Annotated in this window: 1 pseudogene; it reads right to left on the bottom strand. The window is 38.8% G+C overall.

What is annotated here, in order from left to right:
* Positions 1-909, bottom strand: a pseudogene (gene trmFO, locus ACFIK8_RS10275) (methylenetetrahydrofolate--tRNA-(uracil(54)-C(5))-methyltransferase (FADH(2)-oxidizing) TrmFO); the annotation flags it as partial.
* Positions 910-951: the final 42 nt, after the last annotated feature.

Genomic DNA, 951 nt, shown 5'->3' with positions numbered 1-951 from the left:
CGAATTTGTTCCCAATATTTCAGTTTTGTTTGAAAGCCGACCATATTGTAAGAGGGTTTCAAGCTTATTGTCTTGGCGTAATTGGACAAGGGCATAAACTTTAACTGTGGGATTATAAGCATTGGTTAAATCCATAGATTTTATGCAATCATGCTTGAGGGTTTCAAGTCCACGCTCAGCCACAACTTCGATTGGGGTAGTAAGCACCCATCAAAATAGGGTGTTTTTTCAAAGTCACAGAATTCTGTTTTTTTCGCATTTTTCAACACTTGAACAAATGCCTTCATATTGTTCTTTATAAGGGGACAATTAAGATAATCCTTTCCTGTTGGCTCAGAACCGATTTTATCATAGCGCGGTTGATTCCGACAAATATCCATGTCAATACTATCCGGTATAGGTGCGTGATAGCATCAAAAAAAGAAAGTACTTCTGTTCCAGTTATTGTTTGAATTGCTGTAGCGAGTTTTGGTGAGGTAAGAGGACCCGTTGCAATGATAATGTGAGGTCAATCCTCAGGAATCTCTTGAATTTCTCCATGTTTTATAGTGACAAGAGGGCGATTTTCGAGTGCTGCCGTAACAGTTTTTGAAAATCCATCGCGATCAATAGCAAGTGCGCTTCTTGCTGGTATCTTATTGGCATCTGCAGCCTTCATAATCAAGGATTTTGCTAATGGTATTTCAGTATGTAGAAGGCTTACGGCATTTTTTGAGGAATCATCAGAACGGAACGAATTTAAACAGACCAGTTTTGCAAGCTTATCGGTTTTATGAGCATCAGGTTTTTTTGGAGCTGCATTTCATGCAAAATAACGGGGATCCCTTATTGAGAGATTTGCCAACTTGCTTTGCGACCTGCTAGACTCCCAACGATGATATGAATTGGAGTATTGAATTTATTTAGTATGATTTTCTTTTAGCGGAAGCAGTTCTGTCTGAAAAGCATAGA

The organism is Bartonella sp. MR168JLCBS, assembly GCF_042194175.1.
This window is presented reverse-complemented; position numbering and strand designations above follow the sequence as displayed.